Genomic DNA, 17,950 nt, shown 5'->3' on the forward strand with positions numbered 1-17,950 from the left:
TGGAGCTGCTGCGCCCGGCCTACCGCAACCGCGCACCCCGCCCCGGCCAGGCGCTGCTCGGCCCGATCCGCCAGCTCATCGAATCGGTCAACGACACCCTCAAGGGCCAACTCGACCTGGAACTGCACGGTGCACGGACCCTGCCTGGGGTCACCGTCCGCGTCGCGCAACGCCTGCTCGCCCTCACTGCTGCCATCTGGCACAACCGCGCCACCGGTCAGCCGATCACCCGATCCCTGATCGCCTACGACCACTGATCGACTTCGGACTTACTCGTCTAGTGGTCGATGACCCGTCCCGGGCGCGCCGGGTTCTCCAGGATCCGGTCCGGTCGCGGCGGGGAGTAGCGGTTGATGTCGAGCTTCTTCTTCGGTGGCCGGTCGTTGGCCATCATCACCGCGATCCAGGGCAGCACGGTGCCCAGCACGGCGAAGATGAGCGCCAGCCACAGGGTCTGGTAGAAGACCGCCGCCAGCACCAGGCTGACGCCACGGACGGCCATGGTGATCACGTAGCGCCGCTTCCGGGCGGCGTGCTGCTCGGCCAGGCTCGGTTCGGCCTCGGTGATGAGCACCGGCTCCGGCCGGCGGGTTCGCGCGGGCTGCTGGCTCGAGGCCACGGGCTTCCTCCCCCCGCCGTCCCTGCAGGGCCCGGCGGATCCCCTCATGAGCTGCGGTGCCCGACGTCCCGACGGCGTCCGGGTCCCCGCACAGCCCGGGGTTCGCCGCCCATGGTGCCACCGGATCGCGCGCGATGCAGGCACCCCGGCGTTGCATCTCAGGAGGTCACAGCCGCCTTTGCCGCCCGCTTGGCCTCCTGCTTGAACGCCCGCACCTGCGCCAGCGACTCGGGGCCGGTGACGTCGGCGACCGACCGTCGCGAGCCCTCCTGGCCGTAGTCGCCGGCGGCCTCGCGCCAGCCGGGTGGCGTGACCCCGTACTGCTTGCCGAGCAACGCGACGAGGATCTTCGACTTCTGCGCGCCGAAGCCGGGCAGCCGGCCCACGCGCTCGAGCAGGGTGGCGCCGTCCGGGACGTCGGCCCACAACCGCTCCGCGCGGCCGTCGTAGCGGTCCACCAGCAGCCGGCACAGATCCTGGGTGCGGGCGGCCATCGAGCCCGGATAGCGGTGGACCGCCGGCGGGCCCTGGAAGGCCTTCGCGAGCCGTTCGGGGTCGGCCTCGGCGAGGTCGGCGGCGGAGAGGGTGTCGACGCCGAGCCGGTCGGCCAGCAGGCGCGGGCCGGCGAAGGCACGCTCCATGGGGAACTGCTGGTCGAAGAGCATCCCCAGCAGCAGCGCCAGCGGGTCGCGGCCGAGCAGCTCGTCGGCGGCGGGGTCCTGGGTGATGCGGAGGGTCGGCACACGGAGATGGTGCCGCATGTCGGCACCAGCGCGATCACCGCTGTCGACCTCACCGGGACCGTGCTGACCGCCGAGGTGGGTGCTCGACGAGATCACAGACCTCCAAGGCTGTTGTACACGCGTCAAGCCGATGTCTAACATAGCTCCTGTGAGCAAGACGATCGGGTTCCGTGCGACCGAGGACGACGAGCGGATCATCCGTGAAGCAATGCGGGACGACGAGCGCACGGCCGACGTCATCCGGCGTGCACTCCGCCTGCTCGACCGTGAGGCCTGGCTCGCCCGCGCGCGTGCCGATGCCGAGCGGCTGGTGGACGAGGACCTGTCCGACGAGGCCGACGCCTGGTGATCCGCGGCGCCGTCTACCGGGTCGACCTCGGTGAGGCCGGTCGCGGCCATGAGCAACGCGGCCGGCGGTACGGCCTGGTCCTGAGCCCGACCGACATGGCCTGGAACGTCGCCACGATCGTCCCCACGTCGACGCGGGCGCAGCCGGCGGTGTTCCGGCCCGAGATCGAGTTGGGCGGAGTTCCCACACGATTCCTCGCCGATCAGCTGCGCAGCATCGACGTCCGCTTCGTCCACGACGAGCCGGCGTTCTTCCTCCATCGCGGCGAGCTCGAGGAGGTCCAGATCGCCGTCGCCAGGTACCTCGGCCTCTGAGCCGGGCACTGCGGCGCCCTACCCGGTGCTCGCACCGGTGCGACTGACCACCTCAGCTGCTTCGTTCGCGCCTGTGCTGGTCGAAGAGCATCCCCAGCAGCAGCGCCAGCGGGTCGCGGCTCAGCAGCTCGTCGGCGGCGATGTCCTGGGTCAGACGCAGGGTCGGCGCGCTCGCGATCCTGCCGCACCCGCCCGGAGGATGACGTCTGGCCGCTGTGGCGGCTACCGCCAGCCCTGATGGAGCCGCTCGGCTGTGAGAGGTCCGGCGCACCCGGTGCTGAGCAGTCGGCTCGACCGCGCGGGGGCAGGGCGGGTCCGACCAGGCTGCCGCGGAACGACTCCGGCCGCGGACGACGGCCACCGATGCCACGCGGTCCGGCCGAGGTGCAGGCCGGACGGCTGGACCGTTCCAGCGGCCGACACGGCGTCTCCCGCCGCGCAGACCGCACCCTGAGCTCTCAGCTCGCGCATCGCCGGCCGCAGCCCGGTACCCCCTCCATACCGCATTTCCGCGCGACGATGAGTTCCCCGCTGACCGACGGTCCACCTGTCATCGACCGCGCGAGGAGGAGCCACGTGGACCAGCTGCTCAGAGTCCAGAACTTCACCGTCTCGAGTGACGGATTCGGAGCGGGTGAGCACCAGAGCCTGGAGCGACCGTTCGGCCACGCCGACCCCGGGGAGCTGTTCGCCTGGGCCGGCGCCACGGCGAGCTGGCCCAACCGCACCGATCCCGGCGGCAGCCGCGGGCTCGACGACTACTTCACCCGGGACTTCGCCCGCAACATCGGCGCCGAGATCATGGGCCGCAACAAGTTCGGTCCCCAGCGTGGCCCCTGGGAGCACCACGAGTGGCAGGGCTGGTGGGGTGCCGAGCCGCCGTTCCACACCCCTGTGTTCGTGATGACCCACCATCCACGCCCGTCGTTGACGCTCTCCGACACCACGTTCCACTTCGTCGACGCCGACCCGGCAACGGTCCTCGACCAGGCGCGGGAGGCGGCCCAGGGCCGGGACGTCCGACTCGGCGGCGGGGCCACCGTCATCCGGCAGTTCCTCGACGCCGACCTCGTCGACACCATGCACGTAGCGGTTCCACCGGTGGAGCTCGGCTCCGGCGTACGGCTCTGGACCTCACCCGACGAGCTGCTCGACCGCTTCCACCTCGACGTCGTGCCCAGCCCGAGCGGCGTGACGCACCACCTGTTCTGGCGCAGGTGACGCGAGAGCCCACGAGGGGACGCCGCATGCGGTGGATGAGGGCGTCGTTGTTCCTGCGCTCAGTTGCTTCGTCGACGCATGTGCTGGTCCAGCACCATCCGATGAGCAGCGCGAGCGGGGCCCCTGAGCCCGTGGCGGCGCGCGTCGGGGAGGTCGCACCGCCGCCACGACCGCCTCAGACCACCGCGCCGTCCTCACGACGCGGACCGGAGGCCCGCCGCCCGGCGGCGACGGGGGCCCCGGGGCCCGGGGGCCAGCGGCTGTCCAGTGCCACGGTGAGCGGAACGGCGACCGACACCGTGGAGACGGTGCCGGCGACGATGCCCAGGATCAGGGCGAAGGCGAACCCGGTCAGCGAGTCGCCGCCGAGGAGCAGCAACGCGGTGAGGACCAGCAGCGTGGAGGCCCCGGTGTTGACCGTGCGCGGCAGGGTCTGCAGGACCGCCTCGCCAGCGACAGCGGGAAACGGGCGCCCCCTGGGAGGAGCCGACCGGGTCTCCCGGATCCGGTCGAAGACGACGACGGAGTCGTTGACCGTGTAGCCGATGACGGTGAGCACGGCGGCGAGGAACACCCCATCGGCGGCGCGGCCGGTCCAGGCGAACACACCGACCACCACGACGGCGTTGGCGAGCAGCGCCCCGACGGCACCGGCGCTGTACGTCCAGCGGAACCGGAGCGCGAGGTAGGCCAGCTGCGCGGCCAGCGCCACGCCGAGCGCGATGAGCGCGTTGCGCCGCAGCTCGGTGCCCAGCGTCGGACCGATCAGCTCGTCGCTGACCACCTCGGCGGCCCCGGCCTCCGCGGCGAGGGCGTCACGGATCGCCTCCTGCTCGGCGTCGTCGATCGGTCCGGTGCGCACCCGCACGTCCGCCTCCCCGGCCTCCTGCACCACCGCGTCGGGGAAGCCCGCGTCGCTGACGGCCTGGCGGGCCGTCTCCGGGTCCAGCGGCGCGCTGGTGGCGTACTGGGTGCTGCGCCCGCCGGTGAACTCCACGCCGAGCTGCAGGCCGCGCACGGCGATCCCAGCGGCGGCCACCAGCGCGACCAGCACGGAGACGGCCAGCCAGCGGCGGGGTCGGGCGTAGAGCCGCCAGTTCCGTCCGGCCAGCCAGGTCCGCACCCGGCCGAGGGTGTGCACGCCGGTCAGCTGGGGCCGGCGGGCGAGCACCCGGCGGGTGGCGGCCAGCTCGGCCAGCGCCCGGGTGATCACCAGGGCGGAGACCATCGAGGCGAGCACGCCGACGGTGAGGGTGACCCCGAAGCCGCGGACCGCGCCGGAGGCGAGGAAGAACAGCAGCCCGGCGGCGAGCAGGGTGGTGATGTTGGAGTCGGCGATGGCCGACAGCGCCCGCCGGAACCCGGTGGTGAGCGCGCTGCGCAGCGACCGCCCCCGCTCGGCGTACTCCTCCCGCGTCCGCTCGTAGACCAGGACGTTGGCATCGACGGCCATGCCGACGGCGAGGACGAACCCGGCGAGGCCGGGCAGGGTGATGGTGGCGCCCAGCGTCAGCAGGGCCGCATAGGTGATCAGCGCGTAGCAGAGCAGCGCCGCCACCGCGAGCAGGCCCATGAGGCGGTAGACCGCCACGATGAACACCGCGGTGGCCGCGATGCCGAGGAGCACCGCGTTCACGCTGGCGTCGATGGCGGCCGCACCGAGCGTCGGGCCGACGGTGCGCTGCTCGATCACCTCGACCGGCACCGGGAGGGCGCCGCCCTGGATCAGCGCGGCCAGGTCCTGCGCCTCGTCCTGCGTGAACCGGCCGGTGTCCTGGGTGCTGCCGCCGGTGATGCCCACGCCGCACGGCACCTGCGCGCCCACCGACGGCGAGGAGATGACCTCGCCGTCCAGCACGATCGCCACGCGGCGGGTCGGGTCACCGGGTGCTGCGCAGGCGGCCTGCCCGGTGAGCTCCTCCCACGCTCGTCGGCCGGGCCCGGTGAAGTCCACGGTGACGAACCGGGCGCCGGAGGTCTGCGTGTCGACGCCGGCCGCGGCTCCGTCCACCGCCTCGCCGGTCAGCGCCGCCGGTCCGAGCTGCAGGAGGGCGCCACCCTCGTCGGGCAGCACCGTCGTGGCGCCGGCGGCGGCCACCTCCGGGTCCGCCGCCTCCTCGCCTGCCGGCGCCGCGCCCAGGACCGGGTGGAAGGTGAGCTGGGCGGTCCGGCCGATCACCTCGACCGCCTCGCGCGGCTCGGTGAGCCCAGGCAGCTCCACGACGATGCGGTCCTCTCCCGAGCGGACCAGGGTGGGCTCGGCGACGCCGAGGGCGTCGATGCGCCGTCGCAGGACCTCCAGCGCCCGGGCGGTGGCCTCGGCGTCGGCGGTCACCGTCGGGGCGTCCTGCGCTTCGAGCACGATCTGGGTGCCGCCGCGCAGGTCGAGACCGAGGGTGGGTGTCGACGTGAGCACCGCGGCGGTCGCCGCCACGAGCAGGGCCAGCGACACGATGACGCGCGCCAGCAGGGGGCGCGTCGCCGGCCACCTCTCGGTGCGCCGGGATGGGGAGTTCACGGGGTGTCTCCAGGGTGCGGGAGCAGGCAGCCGCTGGCGCGGCGGTACCCGCGGGGATCGGGGTCGGGTACCCACGCCGCCCGGGTGGCGCGGAGGGCGCTCATCGACGCGGAGGCGACACGGGGCGCGGACGGCGGTGCACCACTGCGAGCTCCCGCCCCCACCCGGCGCCCAGCACCACCACGCCCAGCCCCAGGGCCAGGGCCAGGACGACGACGATCCCTCCGTCCCTCGTCCTCAGGAGCGCGCTGACCCACCGGGTGCCGTGCCGCGCCACGACGGACAGCACCATCATGAACGCGAAGGCGACGCCGATGCCGGTCGCGGCCTCGGCCACGCCGGAGGCGCCGCCCAGCACGAGTGCCTCCGACGTCCCCCAGCCCAGCGAGAAGCCCCGCCAGCCCGCCGCCGACGTTGATGCACAGGCGGACGCCGGCGGCTGCCGTGAGTCGCCGTCCGCGGGAGGTGAGCTGCGGGAGGGAGAACTCCAGGCCCAGGTGGAACAGCAGGCCGAGGCGGGCGACCAGCTCGAGGCCGCAGGGTTGCCGACCAGGACGAACCCGGGGTGTGCGGCCCCAGCAGCACACCGGCCAGCATGAACAGCGGGATCGTGGGCAGCCCGATGGGCACACCGGCCCGGGCGACCAGGCCACGGACGAGGAAGGCGCCGCCGAGGGCGAGGAGCGCCTCAGCGACGTGGTGCACCCGGCCCTCCTCGTGGACGTCCTCCTCGCCTGCCGACCGCCGGCCCGCCGACGATCCTCACGGCGGGTGGCCGGGGCGGAATCCGTGGCAGCACCCATCCCGGAGCGGACCGGCCATGGGTGCTGGGCCCCATCTTGTGCGCGCGTCCTTGGCCGGGAGGCTCCGGTGGCCGAGGCTCGACAGCGTCCACGGACAGCAACAGGGCGGTGGAGGCGGCGGATGGGGCAGGAGGCGCGGCTGAGGGCCGGTCGCGGCCTGCCGCTGTTCTGGCGCGTGTGCCTGGTCAACGGCGCCGTCCTCGCGGTCGGCACCGCGGTCCTGGCGGCCTCCCCGGCCACCGTCTCCACGCCCGTGCTCGCCCGCGAGGCGCTGGTCCTGGCCGTCGGCCTGACCGTGATCCTGGTCGCGAACGGGCTGCTGCTGCGCGCGATGCTCGGGCCGCTCGACCGGTTGCGGCGCCTCATGGAGGACGTCGACCTGCTCCGCCCCGGCCAGCGCCTCCCGGAGCAGGGCAGCGGACCGGCCGCTGAGCTCATCACCAGCTTCAACGCGATGCTGGAGCGCCTCGAGGCCGAGCGCGCCGCCTCCAGCGGGCAGGCGCTGGCCGCCCAGGAGGCCGAGCGCCGCCGGGTGGCCCAGGAACTGCACGACGAGGTCGGGCAGAGCCTGACCGCCGTCCTGCTGGGTCTGCGGCGAGTGGCCGACCGGGCACCGGCCGACCTCCAGCAGGAGGTGCTCCTGGTCCAGGAGACCGCGCGGGCGAGCCTGGACGAGGTGCGGCAGGTGGTCCGGCGGCTGCGGCCCGGCGTGCTCGACGACCTGGGCCTGGTCAGCGCCCTGACGTCGCTGGTGACCGAGCACACCCGGCTCACCGGCGCGGACGTGTGCCGTCGGCTGTCCTCCGACCTCCCTGCGCTCGGGCCGGACGCCGAACTGGTCGTCTACCGGGTGGCGCAGGAGGCGCTGACCAACGTCGCCCGGCACGCCGCCGCCGGACGCGTCTGCGTCGACCTGACGCCCACGTTCACCGGCGACGCGGTGCAGCTGAGGGTGGTCGACGACGGCCGCGGTCTCGGCGACAGCCACGAGGGAGCGGGGATCCGCGGCATGCGGGAGCGGGCCATGCTCATCGCCGCGACGCTCACCGTCGGGCCCCACCCGGAGGGCGGCACCGAGCTGCGGCTGCTCGTCCCGGTGCCCCGGACCGGGGAGCGCCGGTGACCCGCCCTCCGAGCACCCGGATCCTGCTCGCCGACGACCACGCCCTCGTCCGTCGCGGCGTCCGCCTGATCCTGGACAGCGAGCCGGACCTGACCGTCGTCGCGGAGGCCGGCGACGGCGCGGAGGCGCTGGCGCTGGCCCGCGTGCACGCCATCGACCTCGCCGTCCTCGACGTCGCGATGCCCCGGCTGACCGGGCTGCAGGCCGCCCGGGAGCTGTCGCGGCGCTCCCCGGCCACGCGCATCCTGCTGCTGTCGATGTACGACAACGACCAGTACTTCTTCGAGGCCCTCCGCGCCGGCGCCTCCGGGTACGTGCTCAAGTCGGTCGCCGACCGGGACCTCGTGGAGGCCTGCCGGGCGGTCATGCGGGAGGAACCGTTCATCTACCCCGAGGCGCTGACCGCGCTCATGCGCGAGTACCTCCAGCGGGTCGCCCGCGGCGAACGCCTGCCCGGCAGCATCCTGTCGGCCCGCGAGGAGGAGGTGGTCAAGCTCATCGCCGAAGGGCGCTCCTCGCAGGAGATCGCGGACCTGCTGGTGATCAGCGTGAAAACCGTGGAGCGGCACCGGGCCAACATCCTCGCCAAGCTGGAGATGCGGGACCGCACCCAGCTCACCCGGTACGCGATCCGCGCAGGCCTGATCGAACCCTGAGCTCGCAGCCGGGGATCGAGGTCCACGTGGACCTCGATCCCCGGCACGAACGGCTGCAGCGTCCGGACACCGTTCGGCAGCGGCGTACCGCGGGCAGAACCGAGCCCGCGGCCCGCCGGGCCGTGCGGACCGTGGCCCACGCGAGCCGGCCCCTCCGGGCGTCCGCGAGGCCCGGCGTCCGGCCGACCAACGGGAAGCCGCGCACGCGTCGGGCCCCCACCCGGGTGGATCAGCGGCCGGGTGGTCCGGGCCCACCCCGGTCGCCGCCAGGCTCTCCCCGTGAGGCAGATCGACCGGCGAGGGGTGCGGACATGGCAGTGGCAACGTCGATGGCGAAGGCCTTCGGCCCCGAGGACCGCGGCTGGCAGCGGCACCCCGACCCGTGGAGCGCCTACACGCGGATCCCCATCCCGGCCCTGCTGACGGCAGCGGTCCCGATCCGCACCTCGCGGCGCGGTCAGGACGTACAGCCCGACCGGGACGGCTCGTCGTCGTCGGTCCCGTCGAGGGACACCCGGACGACGATCCGCTGCTCGGCCGGGTCGTGCGCCCACTCCGACACCAGCGCCGCAACGTGTGCAGGCAGCAGGTCGTGCAGGCGGAACCGCACCACCCGGCCGGGACGACGCGGTGGGATGGTGAGCCGGCCGGCCGGCAGCGGGAGGGGGCGCGCTGGGGCCTCGACGGAGGGGGGCCACAGGCACACCTCCACCGGTGCTCGTGCGCTGTACGGGCGCAGGCCCGCACCGGCCGGGCGGACCACCGTCGCGGCGCCATCATCCCCCGGGTTCCCGCCGGGGTGGTCCCGCGCCGGGGTCGTCCGTCCCCACCCCGCCCGCGGCGACCCCCACGGCACGGCGATGCCGTACGAGGTGCGGCTCTGCGGGCGGCTGCCGCAGTCGGCGGTCGGCTCCATGCGGTCGCGCTCCGTCGACCCGGGCGTGCGCGGCGAGCGCCGGACCACCGTGCTCACCGGCACGGTCGCCCACCAGGCCGCGCTGCGCGCCCTGCTCGAGCTGATCCGGGGCACCGGCGCCGGCCTGCTGCCACTGCCCGTCCGCGTTGCCGACGTCCGCGCATGAGCACCGACACCCGGCGACGTCGTCCCGGCGCCACGACGTGGCCGCGCTTCCTCTGCGGGTTCGTGCTCGTCTACGGCGTCCTCGCGGTCGGGGGCCGACTCGACCCCACGGCGCGTTCCGGGCTCGCGGTCCTGGCCGCCGTCCTGGCGACCGGGGTGCTGGTGGAACGGGTGCTGTTCGGGTGCTCGTGGACCGCGGCGCGCAGGCTGCTCGGTCTGGGACGTCCCGGCGGCCGTGCCCTCGCCGCTGCCACCGTCGTCGCGGGTCTGGTCCTGCTGGTGTATCCGCTGAGCTGGATGGTGACGGGGACAGCGGTGCGCCCGCGTCCGGACTGGTGGTGGCTGCTGCTCGGGGTGTTCGCCCTGCACGGACTGGCGGAGGAGTTCGTCTGGCGGGGGTACGCCTTCCGCAGGCTCCGGGAGGGTCGCTCCTTCCGGACCGCGGTGTGGCTGACGATGCCGCTGGTGGTCGCGGCGCACGTACCCATCCTGGTGACCTCCGGTCCGGCGGTGGGGCTGGGCGCCATGGCCGTCGCGGCCGTCACCACCGTCTCGCTGAGCCGTCTCTACGAGGACGGCGGGCACACCCTGTGGGCGCCGGCCCTGGTGCACGCCGCCATCGACAGCTTCAAGCTCGTCGAGATCCCCGCCGGCGCCACGACCTCGTTCTCGCTGCTGCTCGTCGCCGTGAGCATCGCCGTCCCCCTGCTCGTCCTCCTCCTGCCGCGACGAGCACCGGGCGCCCGCGCCCCCGCCCACGAGGACGGCTGTCCACCTCGACCCGGCGCCGCACCGGCCACGAGAGGAACGACCGACGATGACCGCTGACATCGGACTCGGCCTGAGCGTGATCGCGACCGCTCTCTGGTCGGGACTCCTGCTGACCGTGACCACGATCCTGCACCCCATGTTCGCCGCCCGTGGGCCTGCCGGCTTCCTCGAGGACATGCGCCGGTTCCTGCCGATCGCCCGTCGCTCGCCGACGAACTACGTCCTCGTCGTCGCCCTGGTCGCCAGCCCCGTCATCGCCCTCGTCGGGCTGTGGCCGCAGGTCGGCAGTGCGCCCTTCGTCCTCACCGCCGCCGGCCTGGCCGCCACGGTGATCGGTCCCGGCCTCACGTCCCGGTTCCTCGCGGAACCGAACTACGCGGTGATCCTGGGATGGGACCCGGCATCCGTCCCGGACGACTGGCAGGTGGCCCGGGCCCGGTACTTCCGCCTCAACTGGCTCCGTGCTGCCCTCACCTGGCTGGCGCTCGGGCTGTTCCTCACCGCGACCTGCCTGCACGTCTCCTGATCGCTCCCCCCGCCGGAGGACGGCTCGTCGGCCGCCGCCGCCCGCCCGGCGGTCAGGCGCGGAGGTAGGCGAGCACGGCCAGCACCCGCCGGTTGGTGTCCGCGGCCTGGTGCAGGTCCAGTTTGGTGAAGACGTTGTGGACGTAGGCCTCGACCGTCTTCGGGCTGAGGAACAGCCGCTCGCAGATCGCCTGGTTGGAGCGGCCCTCCGCCATCATCGCGAGCACTTCGCGCTCCCGCTCGGAGAGGGCGTCCAGCGGGTTGCGTGCCCGTGCCCGGCCGACGAGCCGGGCGACGACCCCGGGGTCGATCACCACGCCCCCGGCCGCGACGCGGCGGACGGCGTCGGTGAGTTCCCCGGGATCCGCGACGCGCTCCTTGAGCAGGTACCCGGTGCCGGAGGTGCCGGACTCGACGAGCTGCATGGCGTAGTGCGGCTCGACGTACGCCGACAGCACGAGGACGCCCACGTCCGGGTGTCGCTCGGCCAGCGACCGCGCGGCGTCGAGGCCCTCGGTGGTGCGCGTGGGTGGCATCCGGATGTCGACGACGACGGCGTCCGGCGGGTCCCGCTCGACCGCGTCGAGGAGTGCGGCGGCGTCGCCCACCTCCGCCGTGACGTCGAAGCCGGCGTCGGCGAGGAGCCGCCCGATGCCGGCCCGGAACAGCGCCGCGTCGTCGGCGACGATCACCCGCACGGCACCGTCGCGATCACCCGCGTGCCGCCGCCCCGGGGACTGTGCACCGACAGCTCGCCGCCGAGCGCCGCCACCCGGTCCGCCAGCCCGCGGAGACCGGATCCGGCCGCCTCCGCTCCGCCTCGGCCGTCGTCCGCCACCTGGACGCACAGCCCGCCCCCGTCGGCCCGGACGTCGATCACGACCTGTCCGGCGCCCGCGTGCTTGGCCGCGTTGGCCAGTGCCTCGGACACCACGAAGTAGCAGGTCCGCTCGACCGCGTCCGGCCACCGCCGGGCCGGCACGTCGCCGACGACGGCGGGCACCGGGGACCGTTCCGCGAGCGAGGTGAGCGCAGGGCCCAGACCGGCGTCGGTGAGGAGCACCGGGTAGATCCCCCGGGCGAGCTCCCGGAGCTCCTCCAGCGCGCCGGCCAGCTCGGCTCCCGCCTCGTCGAGCAGCGCGCCGATCTCCGCGCGGCTGGCGCTGCCCAGCTGCGTCCGCGCCAGCCGCAGCGCGAGGGCCACGGTGACGAGCCGCTGCTGGGCGCCGTCGTGCAGGTCGCGCTCCACCCGGCGGCGGGCGCCGTCGGCTGCCTCCACGATCCGTGCGCGCGACGCGCGCACCTCCCGCAGCTGGCTGCGGACCTCGGCGTGCAACCGTTCGTTCTGCACCGCCATGCCGGCCCCGGCGGCCACCGCCGCCACGAGTTCCGGCTCCGCCGAGAGCACCGGGTCGTGCACCAGCACCGCGATCGGCTCGCCGTCCCGTTCCAGGCGGGTCAGCCCGCGGCCGCCGTTCGCCTCGACCGCCACCGGAACGCCGCTGGCGTCGACGAAGGCGCGCCGCTCGGGCAGCCAGTAGGCCAGCTCCAGGGTCGGGTCGTGCAGCGTGCGGGCGAGGACGCTGCGCAGTCGCTCGGGGACCGGTAGCCCGGCGCCCAGCTCCACGATGAGACGGCCCACCGCGGACCGGTCCAGCTGGCTGCGCAGCAGCCCGAGCAGCAGGGCCACCGGCCACACGACGAGGACGACCTGCGCCGACCACGCGAAGACCACTCCCACCGAGGGCGGGATGAGCAGCAGGATGGCCGTGCGCTCGACGAGGATCGTGCCGACGATGACCGCGCCGCCGAGGACGCCCGGCGTGAGGCTGCGGCGTTGCGCCGGACCGGCCGTGCGCCACCGGGTGAACACGATCGCCAGCAGGGACAGGAACAGCGCCACGACGACCGCCTGCACGGCCAGGTCCACCCCGGACGGGGTGAACGCGCCGCTCCGCGCCGCGATGACCAGGCCGCCGGGAGGGGGCCCCTCCCCCAGCCCGCGCTGGGCGCCCAGCAGGAGGAACACGGCGTCCAGCGGCGCCGAGAGCAGGTAGCCGACGGTCACGACGACCCGCTCCGCCCGGTTCTGCACCCGGCCGCCGGGGAAGGTGGCGAGCAGGTGGACGAGCACGCTCAGGTAGACGGAGCTGAGCAGGACGCCGATGACGAACGCGGGGCGCACGGCGACGGCGACCGCGAACCGGGCGAACCAGGCGAACCCCAGGACCACCATCAGGGCCCCGGTCCGGCTGTCCGGACGTCGGGTCCACGCCACCAGCCCGACCGTGACGAACGACCAGCCGACGGCGACCTCCAGGACGAGCGTGGGGGCGAGCAGGTCGGCCGGCACCTCGTAGCCGCCCCACACCAGCGCGCATCCCGCCCCGACCCCGGCGAGCAGACCGGCGGCGCCGATGACCTTGCGGCCCTGGGGGCTCAACCGCTGCACGTCGCGGCTCCCGCCGGCCCGGAGATGACCCGCAGGAGGGCCTCCCCGCCCAGCTCCGCCTTGGCGATGAACCCCCGCGCGCGGCTGGCGTCGACCCGGGAGCCGTAGTCCAGCCGCGCCCGGCTCGACACCAGGACGATGATCGGCGCCCCCTGCCGACCGGCGATCCGCTCCGCCACGGCGAAGCCGTCGCTGTCGGGGAGCTGGACGTCGAGCAGCACGACGTCGGGGGCGAGCTCGCGAGCGGCGCGGAGGGCGTCGGCACCGTCGGCGGCCTCCCCCACCACCTGGAAGCCACCGGCGACGAGCAACCGCCGGGCCAGCGACCGGAAGGGGGCGTGATCATCGACGATCAGCACCCGTGCTGCCACACCGCGAGCGTGGCACCGGTCGCGGCCGGCGACCACAGGGTCAGCCCTGAGGACGGTCGAGGGCCTGCCCGCTGGTCCGGCCCGGTCGCCGGGCGAACCCTCGGTCCCGTTCCTCTCCACCTGACGGAGGCCCTCATGTCCAGCACCGCGCAGTGGGTGCGTCAGCACCGGCTGACCAGCTTCTTCGTCCTCGCCTACCTGGTGTCGTGGCTCCCGTGGGCGTTCGACGCGGCCGGGCTCTCCCTCGGAACACCCTTCTTCCCCGGCGGTCCACTCGTCGCAGCCCTCGTCGTCATCGCGTTCGCCGACGGCCGGCGGGGCTTCCGGGAACTCGGCGCGCGGCTGGTCCGCTGGCGGGTCGGCTGGATCTGGTACGCCGTCGCCCTCGGCCTCCCGGTGCTGTTGGTGCTCACGACCGGTGTCCTCATGTGGGTGCTCGGCGCTCCGGCACCCGACCTCTCGGCGATCGTCTGGGCTGACGTGGCCCTGGTGCTCGCGTTCCGCATGGTCAACCCGGCGGACAGCGCGCTGGGTGAGGAGCCCGGGTTCCGCGGCTACGCCCTGCCGCACCTGCAGGACCGGCTGTCCCCGCTGGCGGCGGCCGGGGTGCTCGGTGTCCTGACCGCGGGGTGGCACATCCCGCTGGTCGCGCTCGGCAACCTCGGCTGGATCGGGCTGCCCTCCACCGTGCTGATCGCGTTCCTCTACGTCTGGCTGTTCAACCGCACCGGCGGCAGCCTGCTCATGACCATGCTGTTCCACGCCAGTCAGGGCGCGCTGACCTTCGGCATGCTCGGCTCCACCGGCGCCTACGCGGACCGCGCGGCCTACGTCTACTTCGGCGTCCTCGTCGTCGCCGTGGCGGCCGTGCTGGGGCTGGACCGCGCGAGCTGGCGCCGGGCACCGGAGTCGGCCACCGACGCCGAGCCGGAGCCCGTGGCCGCCCGGCGCTGAGGCCACCCGTCCGTGTCCCGGGGCACGGACGTCAGCACCGCTCCACGGGCCCGCTGGCCCCGCGCGTCCTGCCGGGGCCGGCAGGGCCGGCCGCAGCGGCCGGGCGAGGACGTCAGTCCCGGCCGCGTCGGCCGGCGGGCGTGGGTCCGGGGCGCGCAGCCCCCACCGGCCGTCCGGCACGGACGCGGAGTACACCGTCGTCCCGGCCGGCCAGGCGGTCGACCTCCCGGACGGGGTCGGCGACGAGGTCGGTGCCTGCCCGGGCATCCCGGGCACCACCGCGCACCGTGCGGTGTCCGGGGACGGCCCGGTCACCGGCTCGGCGGTGCTCGTGCACGGCGTGCTCGGCGGGGTCGGGTCGCTCGCCGCGCCGTTGGCCCGCCGGGGCGGGGACGGTGATCGGGACGGTCCGCCGCACCGCCGACCCGGACCGCGTCGACCGGGCGGTCGCGCACGCCGTCGCCCGGATCCGGGCCCACGCGCCCGAGGGGGTCGACCGCGTCGTCGAGGTCTCGCTGTCCGGCAACCCGGACCTGGACGGGCAGGCGCTCGCCGTCGGCGGGGTGATCGCCACCTACGCCAGCCGGCACGACCGTCCCGAGCTGCCGTTCGAGCCGCTGCTGTTCGCCGACGGGACGCTGCGGCTGCTCGGCAGCTCGCCGGCCACGCTCCCGGGACGAGCGGGGTCGGTCCGCCGCCGTACCCGCCCGGCCGGAGGATGACCGGGTGCGCGCGGTGGTGAGCAGGGTCGGTACAGCGGCGGTGACCGTGGACGGCGCGGTCGTCGGCGAGATCGGCCGCGGGCTGCTGGCGCTGGTCGGGGTGGGCCGTGGGGACGACGCGGAGCGGGCCCGGACGCTGGCGCGCAAGGTGCACGAGCTGCGGATCTTCCCCACCGAGGACGGCGCCCGGTCGGTGGGCGACCTCGGCCTGCCGGTGCTCGTCGTCAGCCAGTTCACGCTCTACGCCGACACCCGCAAGGGCCGCCGTCCCTCCTGGGCCGACGCCGCCCCCGGCGAGGTGGCCGAGCCGCTGGTCGAGGAGGTGGTCGCCGAGCTGCGCCGCCGCGGCAGCGAGGTCGCCACGGGGGTGTTCGGGGCGCGCATGCTGGTCTCGTCGGTGAACGAGGGGCCGATGACCTTGCTCCTGGAAGTCTGAGCGCCGGCCGAGCCGGGTACCCAGGCGTGACACGACACACGTCCTGTGCTTTGGCTGTGAAACGGGCATCCGTGGAACACCAGACCCCATCGGGGCCGTTGGACAGGGCGTACCACACGGACACAGAGCAGGGGCTCACCGGCTGACCAGGCCGGCCGAGCGGCCCCACCCCCGACGCCCGGGTGCACCGTCGCCCATCGACGACCGACGGTCGTGCATCCGACCCGAAGGCAAGGACGAAGACAGATCGTGACGCTGCTGCAGTCTTCCACCACTGACACCCTCGAGGTCCGCTCGTCGCGCCGCGAGCCGGACACCAGCGGGCTGGTCTCGACCGACCTCGTCCGGGTGTACCTCAACACCATCGGCAAGACGGCGCTGCTCACCGCCGAGCAGGAGGTCGAGCTCTCCAAGCGCATCGAGGCCGGTCTGTACGCCGAGCGCCTGCTGACCGAGCGGCAGCTGACCCCCGCTCTGCAGCGGGACTACAAGGCGCTGGCCGCCGACGGCAAGGCCGCCAAGCGGCACCTGCTGGAGGCCAACCTGCGCCTGGTCGTCTCGGTGGCCAAGCGCTACACCGGCCACGGCATGACGTTCCTGGACCTCATCCAGGAGGGCAACGTCGGCCTCATCCGGGCGGTCGAGAAGTTCGACTACACCAAGGGCTTCAAGTTCTCGACCTACGCGACGTGGTGGATCCGCCAGGCGATCACCCGCGCGATGGCCGACTCCGGCCGCACCATCCGGCTGCCCGTGCACCTCGCCGAGCAGGTCAACAAGGTGGTGCGCACCCGGCGCCGGATCCACCAGGAGCTGGAGCGCGAGCCCACCGCCGAGGAGCTGGGCCTCGAGCTCGACATGACCCCGGAGCGGATCACCGAGCTGCTGGAGTACTCCCGCGACCTGGTGTCGCTGGACCAGACCGTCGGCGCCGACGAGGAGTCCCGGCTCGGTGACTTCATCGAGGACGCCGACGCCGCGGTCGCCGAGGACGCCGTTGCCTTCCAGATGATGAAGGGCGACGTGCGCAACGTGCTGTCCACGCTGGAGGACCGGGAGCGCGACGTCGTCGTGCTGCGCTTCGGCCTGGACGGCGGCCAGCCGCGCACGCTGGAGCAGATCGGCAAGCAGTTCGGTCTGTCCCGCGAGCGGGTGCGCCAGATCGAGCGCGAGACGATGGCCAAGCTGCGCGATCCGCAGCGCGCCGACGCCCTGCGCGACTACCTGGCCTGAGCAAGGGCCCCGCTGCTCCCCCACCCTCGCGGTGGGGCCCTGCAGAGGGGCCGCCCGTCCTCCGCGAGCTCGAAGGCGGGACCCGGGACGGGGCCGCACCGGGAGCCGGTCACCCACAGGTGGCCGGCTCCCGCCGTCTCCGCGTGATCCCCGAGGTTCCCGTGCGCCACCCCCGTGACCGGGACGACCGGCCGCGGGACCCTGGAACGGCACCGCTCGCCCGAGGGGACGCCGTGACCACCGAGCCTCCGGACACCGACACCTTCCAGATCACCGCCGAGGCCGCCGAGCTGTACGAGGCCCGGTTCGTGCCGGCGATCTTCGCCGAGTGGGCGCCCCTGCTGGCCGACCTGGCCGGGGTGCGTCCCGGTCAGGAGGTGCTCGACGCCGCGTGCGGCACCGGCATCGTCGCCCGCACGGTCGCCGACCGGCTGGCGGGGGACGGGCGGGTCGTCGGGCTCGATCTCAACGCCGCGATGCTCGCCGTCGCCCGGCGGGTACGGCCGGACCTGGAGTGGCGGCAGGGGGACGTCGCGGCTCTCCCGTTCCCCGACCGCTCCTTCGACGTCGTGCTCTGCCAGATGGCACTGATGTTCGTCCCCGACCGGACGGCGGCCCTGCGCGAGATGGCGCGGGTCACCCGACCCGGCGGGACCGTGGCGCTGTGCGTGCCCGCCGCGCTCGCCGACCAGCCGGCCTACGGGCCGTTCGTCGAGGTGGCCGCGCAGCACGCCGGTGCGGAGGCACGGATGCTCCTGGGCACCTACTGGGCCTGCGGCGACCTCGACCGACTGCTCGAGACCGCAGCCGCCGCGGGGCTGGCGGTGGTCGACGCCCGTACCCACCTGGGAACGGCGTCCTTCGACTCGGTGGAGGCCTTCGTCGCCACCGAGGTCGAGGGGTCACCGCTGGCGCAGCGGATCACCCGGGACGTGTACGACCGCATCCGCACGGGCGCGCGGAAGGCGCTCGCTCCCTTCACCGGCCCCGACGGCACCGTCGCCGCCCCCTTCCGCGGCCACCTCCTCGCCGCGCGCCCACGGCAGGGGTGAACCCGGC

At 74.5% G+C, this 17,950-nt stretch carries 21 protein-coding genes and 2 pseudogenes; 15 read left to right on the top strand and 8 right to left on the bottom strand.

Annotated features, from left to right (window positions below):
- A pseudogene (locus BUB17_RS17380) lies at positions 1–257 on the top strand (IS982 family transposase); the annotation flags it as partial.
- Positions 258–277: 20 nt separating this feature from the next.
- Here BUB17_RS17380 and BUB17_RS17385 read toward each other — a convergent pair.
- Both BUB17_RS17385 and BUB17_RS17390 read right to left on the bottom strand, forming a co-directional pair.
- Positions 278–619: a DUF3099 domain-containing protein gene (locus BUB17_RS17385; RefSeq protein WP_072919952.1), complete on the bottom strand. Its 342-nt coding sequence runs from the start codon at positions 617–619 to the stop codon at positions 278–280.
- A 158-nt stretch (positions 620–777) separates the two neighbouring features.
- Positions 778–1,362, bottom strand: coding sequence for an HhH-GPD-type base excision DNA repair protein (locus BUB17_RS17390; RefSeq protein ID WP_244277317.1), 585 nt, complete (start codon positions 1,360–1,362; stop codon positions 778–780).
- A gap of 148 nt (positions 1,363–1,510) precedes the next feature.
- Here BUB17_RS17390 and BUB17_RS17395 point away from each other — a divergent pair, with 148 nt between their 5' ends.
- The 3 genes from BUB17_RS17395 to BUB17_RS17405 all read left to right on the top strand — a co-directional run bounded on the left by BUB17_RS17395 (position 1,511) and on the right by BUB17_RS17405 (position 3,246).
- Complete coding sequence (locus BUB17_RS17395; protein WP_072919953.1) at positions 1,511–1,711, top strand: hypothetical protein; 201 nt, start codon at positions 1,511–1,513, stop codon at positions 1,709–1,711.
- A complete protein-coding gene (locus tag BUB17_RS17400; RefSeq protein WP_141243069.1) occupies positions 1,708–2,025 on the top strand; it encodes a type II toxin-antitoxin system PemK/MazF family toxin in 318 nt (105 codons plus the stop codon). The genes BUB17_RS17395 and BUB17_RS17400 overlap by 4 nt, the downstream gene beginning before the upstream one ends.
- Positions 2,026–2,601: 576 nt before the next feature.
- A complete protein-coding gene (locus BUB17_RS17405; protein WP_072919955.1) occupies positions 2,602–3,246 on the top strand; it encodes a dihydrofolate reductase family protein in 645 nt (214 codons plus the stop codon).
- A gap of 175 nt (positions 3,247–3,421) precedes the next feature.
- Here the strand turns inward: BUB17_RS17405 and secD are convergent, their stop codons facing one another.
- Positions 3,422–5,764: a protein translocase subunit SecD gene (secD, locus tag BUB17_RS17410; protein ID WP_072919956.1), complete on the bottom strand. Its 2,343-nt coding sequence runs from the start codon at positions 5,762–5,764 to the stop codon at positions 3,422–3,424.
- A 100-nt stretch (positions 5,765–5,864) separates the two neighbouring features.
- Complete coding sequence (locus BUB17_RS17415; RefSeq protein WP_072919957.1) at positions 5,865–6,122, bottom strand: hypothetical protein; 258 nt, start codon at positions 6,120–6,122, stop codon at positions 5,865–5,867.
- Positions 6,123–6,688: 566 nt separating this feature from the next.
- Between BUB17_RS17415 and BUB17_RS17420 the strand changes: the two genes are divergently transcribed.
- The 3 genes and pseudogenes from BUB17_RS17420 to BUB17_RS28430 all read left to right on the top strand — a co-directional run.
- Complete coding sequence (locus BUB17_RS17420; RefSeq protein ID WP_208983449.1) at positions 6,689–7,690, top strand: HAMP domain-containing sensor histidine kinase; 1,002 nt, start codon at positions 6,689–6,691, stop codon at positions 7,688–7,690.
- Complete coding sequence (locus BUB17_RS17425; RefSeq protein WP_072919958.1) at positions 7,687–8,346, top strand: response regulator; 660 nt, start codon at positions 7,687–7,689, stop codon at positions 8,344–8,346. Before BUB17_RS17420 ends, BUB17_RS17425 begins: the two co-directional genes overlap by 4 nt.
- Before the next feature lie 329 nt (positions 8,347–8,675).
- Positions 8,676–8,777 (top strand): annotated as a pseudogene (locus BUB17_RS28430) (DUF6653 family protein); the annotation flags it as partial.
- A gap of 26 nt (positions 8,778–8,803) precedes the next feature.
- On the opposite strand, the gene BUB17_RS26230 reads toward BUB17_RS28430, so the two are convergent.
- Positions 8,804–9,262 (bottom strand): hypothetical protein, encoded by a 459-nt coding sequence (locus BUB17_RS26230; protein WP_141243070.1) that lies wholly within the window; start codon positions 9,260–9,262, stop codon positions 8,804–8,806.
- Here BUB17_RS26230 and BUB17_RS26930 point away from each other — a divergent pair.
- Genes BUB17_RS26930 through BUB17_RS17445 form a run of 3 tightly spaced genes read left to right on the top strand, consistent with a single transcriptional unit; the run spans position 9,261 to position 10,724 of the window.
- On the top strand, positions 9,261–9,428 hold the full coding sequence (locus tag BUB17_RS26930) for a hypothetical protein (protein WP_175561401.1): 168 nt from the start codon (positions 9,261–9,263) through the stop codon (positions 9,426–9,428). The genes BUB17_RS26230 and BUB17_RS26930 overlap by 2 nt on opposite strands.
- Positions 9,425–10,255, top strand: a complete 831-nt coding sequence (locus BUB17_RS17440; protein ID WP_072919961.1) for a CPBP family intramembrane glutamic endopeptidase — start codon at positions 9,425–9,427, stop codon at positions 10,253–10,255. The genes BUB17_RS26930 and BUB17_RS17440 overlap by 4 nt, the downstream gene beginning before the upstream one ends.
- Positions 10,245–10,724, top strand: a complete 480-nt coding sequence (locus BUB17_RS17445) for a hypothetical protein (RefSeq protein WP_072919962.1) — start codon at positions 10,245–10,247, stop codon at positions 10,722–10,724. The genes BUB17_RS17440 and BUB17_RS17445 overlap by 11 nt, the downstream gene beginning before the upstream one ends.
- A 52-nt stretch (positions 10,725–10,776) precedes the next feature.
- On the opposite strand, the gene BUB17_RS17450 is transcribed toward BUB17_RS17445, so the two are convergent.
- Genes BUB17_RS17450 through BUB17_RS17460 form a run of 3 tightly spaced genes read right to left on the bottom strand, consistent with a single transcriptional unit; the run spans position 10,777 to position 13,546 of the window.
- Entirely contained in the window at positions 10,777–11,415 is a 639-nt protein-coding gene (locus tag BUB17_RS17450; RefSeq protein ID WP_244277319.1) for a LuxR C-terminal-related transcriptional regulator, read from the bottom strand.
- Positions 11,412–13,175, bottom strand: a complete 1,764-nt coding sequence (locus tag BUB17_RS17455; RefSeq protein WP_083606400.1) for a sensor histidine kinase — start codon at positions 13,173–13,175, stop codon at positions 11,412–11,414. Before BUB17_RS17455 ends, BUB17_RS17450 begins: the two co-directional genes overlap by 4 nt.
- A complete protein-coding gene (locus tag BUB17_RS17460) occupies positions 13,163–13,546 on the bottom strand; it encodes a response regulator (protein WP_072920014.1) in 384 nt (127 codons plus the stop codon). Before BUB17_RS17460 ends, BUB17_RS17455 begins: the two co-directional genes overlap by 13 nt.
- A 135-nt stretch (positions 13,547–13,681) precedes the next feature.
- On the opposite strand from BUB17_RS17460, the gene BUB17_RS17465 reads away from it, so the two are divergent.
- The 5 genes from BUB17_RS17465 (at position 13,682) to BUB17_RS17490 (ending at position 17,943) form a co-directional block, all read left to right on the top strand.
- Entirely contained in the window at positions 13,682–14,500 is an 819-nt protein-coding gene (locus BUB17_RS17465; protein ID WP_072919964.1) for a CPBP family intramembrane glutamic endopeptidase, read from the top strand.
- Between the two features lie 395 nt (positions 14,501–14,895).
- The gene (locus BUB17_RS17475; RefSeq protein ID WP_072919966.1) at positions 14,896–15,222 is read left to right on the top strand and encodes an MDR/zinc-dependent alcohol dehydrogenase-like family protein; all 327 of its coding nucleotides are present in this window, start codon (positions 14,896–14,898) and stop codon (positions 15,220–15,222) included.
- A gap of 4 nt (positions 15,223–15,226) precedes the next feature.
- Positions 15,227–15,658 (top strand): D-aminoacyl-tRNA deacylase, encoded by a 432-nt coding sequence (dtd, locus tag BUB17_RS17480; RefSeq protein ID WP_072919967.1) that lies wholly within the window; start codon positions 15,227–15,229, stop codon positions 15,656–15,658.
- Between the two features lie 249 nt (positions 15,659–15,907).
- Complete coding sequence (gene sigB, locus BUB17_RS17485) at positions 15,908–16,891, top strand: RNA polymerase sigma factor SigB (RefSeq protein WP_141243071.1); 984 nt, start codon at positions 15,908–15,910, stop codon at positions 16,889–16,891.
- Between the two features lie 233 nt (positions 16,892–17,124).
- The gene (locus tag BUB17_RS17490; protein WP_072919968.1) at positions 17,125–17,943 is read left to right on the top strand and encodes a class I SAM-dependent methyltransferase; all 819 of its coding nucleotides are present in this window, start codon (positions 17,125–17,127) and stop codon (positions 17,941–17,943) included.
- Positions 17,944–17,950 lie beyond the last annotated feature (7 nt).

The sequence above is a fragment of the Geodermatophilus obscurus genome (assembly GCF_900143215.1).
Lineage (GTDB): Bacteria > Actinomycetota > Actinomycetes > Mycobacteriales > Geodermatophilaceae > Geodermatophilus > Geodermatophilus obscurus_A.

What these genes read in the sequence shown, in the direction of transcription:
- BUB17_RS26930 (WP_175561401.1), top strand. Translation starts at nt 9,261, where the DNA reads ATGCGGTCGCGCTCCGTCGACCCGGGCGTGCGCGGCGAGCGCCGGACC.
- BUB17_RS17420 (WP_208983449.1), top strand. Translation starts at nt 6,689, where the DNA reads ATGGGGCAGGAGGCGCGGCTGAGGGCCGGTCGCGGCCTGCCGCTGTTC.
- BUB17_RS17465 (WP_072919964.1), top strand. Translation starts at nt 13,682, where the DNA reads ATGTCCAGCACCGCGCAGTGGGTGCGTCAGCACCGGCTGACCAGCTTC.
- BUB17_RS26230 (WP_141243070.1), bottom strand. Translation starts at nt 9,262, where the DNA reads ATGGAGCCGACCGCCGACTGCGGCAGCCGCCCGCAGAGCCGCACCTCG.
- BUB17_RS17445 (WP_072919962.1), top strand. Translation starts at nt 10,245, where the DNA reads ATGACCGCTGACATCGGACTCGGCCTGAGCGTGATCGCGACCGCTCTC.
- BUB17_RS17440 (WP_072919961.1), top strand. Translation starts at nt 9,425, where the DNA reads ATGAGCACCGACACCCGGCGACGTCGTCCCGGCGCCACGACGTGGCCG.